Source organism: Candidatus Cloacimonadota bacterium, assembly GCA_034661015.1.
GTDB lineage: Bacteria > Cloacimonadota > Cloacimonadia > JGIOTU-2 > JGIOTU-2 > JAYEKN01.
In genome coordinates this window covers 7,453-11,299 of the sequence record JAYEKN010000213.1, presented here as the reverse complement: position 1 = coordinate 11,299, position 3,847 = coordinate 7,453, and the positions used below count along the sequence as shown (strand labels likewise).

Below are 3,847 nucleotides of genomic sequence, written 5' to 3'. Positions count from 1 at the left end.
CTAACAATTTTGCAATGATTCTCCGCAGGTAATTCGACACTGATAAACACTGATTTTGCTGATGAACACTGATACTACTCTTTTTGTAATTAAATTTTATCTTGCGAAAATCCACTTTTTCAGTGTTTACCCCGTTGGATAATTTATATAATTTAAATGTTATTATTTTTAAGCAACAGAGTATCCTACGGGGTGAATCTGCGTCGAATCCCTACTTTACGGACAGACTCTAATTAGCGTTTGTCTGTTACATTTGGGTTCGATCCGCCAAATATTCTATCCATAAAATTATTGAAGGATAAATCCAATTTTCACCCCGCCAATTTTTACATTTGGAAAAATCCGCAAAAAAGGGGACACTAATTGGATAAATTTCCCCAAATATTGAAAAGAAAGAGTATAAGAATCAGTATTTCCAAAACACTGTGTAATTATGTGTAAATACGCTAAATAGTGTTGAATATAAAAAATTACTCACAAGTTCTAAACACAAAATTTAATTTTATATCTATCTTAATATTAGGGAGATAGAGAGAAAAAGTCCATTTAGAGCGATGAGTTATACACGTTTTGATTAAGAGGTGTTTTGATTTTTCATAACTCACTAAATAATCCTAAATTATAAAAAAAATATAACTGATATTGGCTCTATTTTCATAAATTTTTGGGGATAATTTTTGTTTGTAAAATTGAATTTGAAAGACAAAAAAAAGTATGCAAAAATTGACAGTAATATTTAACCTAATTTTTGGAAAGAAAACAATTATATTTTATGGAAAGGATTTATATGGGTTGGATAGGAAAACTTATTGGCGGTGGAATCGGATTGGTTCTGGGTGGACCAATTGGTGCTTTGATAGGTGCAAGCGCAGGCCATATTTACGATAGTTCCCCGAAGAATACCACGGCGACCGAAAAATCACAAACCGCATATTTTGTAGCGATTTTTGCATGTCTTGCGAAAATGGCAAAAGCAGACGGGTATGTTTCCAAAGAAGAAATTTCAGAAATAGAAGCTTTTATAAAAAATGCAAAAATGAGCCCTAATCTAAAAAAAGAGGCTATTGAAATTTTTCAAAGAGCGAAGGATGATCCGACAGATGTGGCGGAATATTTGAATCAATTTGGACAAATTGTTAGTTGGGATCGGCAAATATGCGAGAATTTTGTAAGAACACTTCACACTTTGGCTTTGGCAGACAGGAAAATAACCGCTGGTGAAAGGGATATACTTTTTCAGGCAGAGAGGATTCTTAGATTACGCCATAATTTTATAAATGATTTACTTGGAGCTGCTAATTTGCGGATAAGTGAAGCTTATGAAATTCTTAATTGTAATGATAAGATGACAGATGCAGAGATAAAAAAAGCATATCGCAAAAAATGTTTGGATTTTCATCCGGATAAAATTCAGTCCAAAGAACTACCCTCGGAATTCGTTAGTTTTGCGAACGAGCAAATGGCAAAAATTCACGATGCATATAGCCAAATTAGGGAAGTGAGAGGATTTAGGTAAAACTCATAACGAGATAATTCAAAATCCCAAAACGTCTTCGATGCTTGCCATTGCGAGAAGAGTTTGCCCGATAAATTCCTCTAAAGTCATATCGAATTCCGTGCATGCTTTTATCTGTTCTCGGTTTGCACCGGCTGCGAATCTTTTTTCTTTAAAACGGCGCATTACAAAATTTGTGTCCAGAGCAGAAATTTTCTTTTTTGGGTGCATCAACGTTGCAGCAATGATTAGCCCTGTAAGTGAATCCACAGAATAAAGCACCTTGTCCATCAGGTGAGTTCGTTCCAAGTGCCCCGGATGTGCTTTTATAGCGTAGATAACTTCATTGGGCAAATAATATTTTTCCAATTTTTCTGCAGTAATAAAACCGTGCTTAGCAAAATTATTTTTGGTTTCTTCATAATCAAGATCGTGAAGCAAGCCGGCAAGTGCCCAGAGATTTTCATCCTCGCTAAAATATTTTGCGAAATGTTTCATAGCTGCTTCCACAGCCAAGCAGTGCTTTTGCAGATTTTTATTTTTTAAATTTTCCTTAAGCAAATTTAGAGCAAATTCTCTCTCCATAATAATTCCTTTCTATAAAATATTTTTTATTAGTTTCGTCACATAACTGAGCCCACTAAAAAAGGTCACTTTTGGCTAATTGTATTAAAACCGTTAAAACGGTTAGAATTCCTTATCTCCTTATTAGCCCCCGACTTAAGTCGGGGGTTAATAAGAAACACAAGTTATGGATTTAACCATTTTAATGGTTAAATCCCATTTTTTAAGTAGGCTCATAACTATTTTATGATTTTCCCAGTTTCTTCAATTCTTCTTTTATTCCCGGAATCGTTGAAGAAAGTGCTGTTTTGATTATTTCAATCATCCGTTCATCAGGAATGCCTGTCCATTCATCCATAAAAATTTTTTTGAATTCGATTGTGAGTGCACAACCGGAACGCGGGAAATTTTTGTGAACCCATTTCATAAAGTTGCCACCCGGGAATTTCACATTTTCGCGCACGTCCGGATTTCTTCCGCCATAATCAGATTTTTGCAAATCGGAGATAAAACGATCAACAATATTTCCCCAGTATTTTCGTGGCATAGTACCCGTTCCGATGCTAATTTCCGGATTCAATTTCGCATCTGCCGGTTCTGCATTCAACCCGCTCCTGCGATGATTGTAAGAATGAATATCCAACACAACGAATTTACCATATTTATTTTTTATATCTGTAAAAAATTTATACATCTCAGCATAAAAGTCATCGTATTCCCGCAGCGAATTTTTGATGATATTGCTCGGTAAATCATTTTTCCAAACCCTCAATCCCCAAGAATCTGCGGGTTTTCGATAAATTGCTTGTTCTCTGGGTCTGTTCACATCCACCTCAAAGCGGGAACGAGTAAATTTCACTTGGTTTTCCGCGACTTCTGTCCACAATCCGGTAAATGGGTCTTCTTCGCGCAAACGAGCAGCATCATCGAGTGCGAGAAATGGCAGCAACTCTTTGCGAATATTATGCCCATCGTGTATGGCAGTTGCCACGATTGGGGAATCACCTTTTTGGATAGTGAATATTTTGGTTGTGGTTTTTGGCAATTTCATATTTATTAAGGATATACTTTTTTTGATGATCTCAATACATTTAATTTGTATTTTTCAAAACGACTTTATTGCTTTGCATTGATTTTTTTTCATCAATCTCTGCACCACATTCGCGGCAAAAAATTTTTTCTTCGCCATTTGTAAATTCTGATTTATATACTTGGAAATGTCCATTTGTAAAGTTAAGATAGTCGTATCTATTTGGTGGGTTTATTATAAATTCTTCAGAGTTACATATTGGGCATTTTGATTTACTTGCTTGATTCATATATTTCACCTTCAATCTTGCTTAAATTTTTTATCGCTTTTTTTTCACTAATTTCTATATTTACTCCAAGTAAAAATACTTGTATCTTCATTTTTTTTTGGTTTTCTAAAAATAAATAGGTGTTCATGCATAATAAGATAAAATTGATATTTTTTTGCTTTCCACTCCCACTTTTTAGAATAAGAACAGTTATGTTGCGCCTTTATTATTTCCTCTTTTAAAATAAATCCCGATTTTAGAAATTTTTGCAAAACAAAATATGATATTGGAATATAATGCTGCCGTTTTCTTGTATCACCAATTAAAATAGCGCAAAATTTATTTGGTTTTAAAACTTTAAACAATTCATTAGCCACAATTTCAATACTATTCAAAAACTTTTCCATTCCACTATTGCTGGATAAATCTTCTTTAATTTTTCCACCAGAATATTTTACAATGTCCAAATATGGTGGATGAATAATTATTA

Annotated in this window: 5 protein-coding genes; 1 reads left to right on the top strand and 4 read right to left on the bottom strand. The window is 34.0% G+C overall.

Annotated elements, in window-relative coordinates:
* The first annotated feature begins 787 nt into the window (after positions 1–787).
* On the top strand, positions 788–1,516 hold the full coding sequence (locus tag U9P79_08230) for a TerB family tellurite resistance protein (GenBank protein ID MEA2104609.1): 729 nt from the start codon (positions 788–790) through the stop codon (positions 1,514–1,516).
* Between the two features lie 18 nt (positions 1,517–1,534).
* Here the strand turns inward: U9P79_08230 and U9P79_08225 are convergent, their stop codons facing one another.
* The 4 genes from U9P79_08225 to U9P79_08210 form a co-directional block, all read right to left on the bottom strand.
* Entirely contained in the window at positions 1,535–2,080 is a 546-nt protein-coding gene (locus U9P79_08225) for an HDIG domain-containing protein (GenBank protein MEA2104608.1), read from the bottom strand.
* A gap of 223 nt (positions 2,081–2,303) precedes the next feature.
* Positions 2,304–3,110 carry an N-formylglutamate amidohydrolase gene (locus U9P79_08220; GenBank protein MEA2104607.1) on the bottom strand — a complete coding sequence of 269 codons (807 nt, stop codon included), beginning with the start codon at positions 3,108–3,110 and terminating at the stop codon, positions 2,304–2,306.
* A gap of 40 nt (positions 3,111–3,150) precedes the next feature.
* On the bottom strand, positions 3,151–3,378 hold the full coding sequence (locus tag U9P79_08215) for a hypothetical protein (GenBank protein MEA2104606.1): 228 nt from the start codon (positions 3,376–3,378) through the stop codon (positions 3,151–3,153).
* Positions 3,379–3,425: 47 nt separating this feature from the next.
* A partial coding sequence (locus U9P79_08210) for a DNA methyltransferase (protein ID MEA2104605.1) occupies positions 3,426–3,847 on the bottom strand: 422 nt, incomplete at its 5' end.

What these genes read in the sequence shown, in the direction of transcription:
- U9P79_08215 (MEA2104606.1), bottom strand. Translation starts at nt 3,378, where the DNA reads ATGAATCAAGCAAGTAAATCAAAATGCCCAATATGTAACTCTGAAGAA.
- U9P79_08225 (MEA2104608.1), bottom strand. Translation starts at nt 2,080, where the DNA reads ATGGAGAGAGAATTTGCTCTAAATTTGCTTAAGGAAAATTTAAAAAAT.
- U9P79_08230 (MEA2104609.1), top strand. Translation starts at nt 788, where the DNA reads ATGGGTTGGATAGGAAAACTTATTGGCGGTGGAATCGGATTGGTTCTG.
- U9P79_08220 (MEA2104607.1), bottom strand. Translation starts at nt 3,110, where the DNA reads ATGAAATTGCCAAAAACCACAACCAAAATATTCACTATCCAAAAAGGT.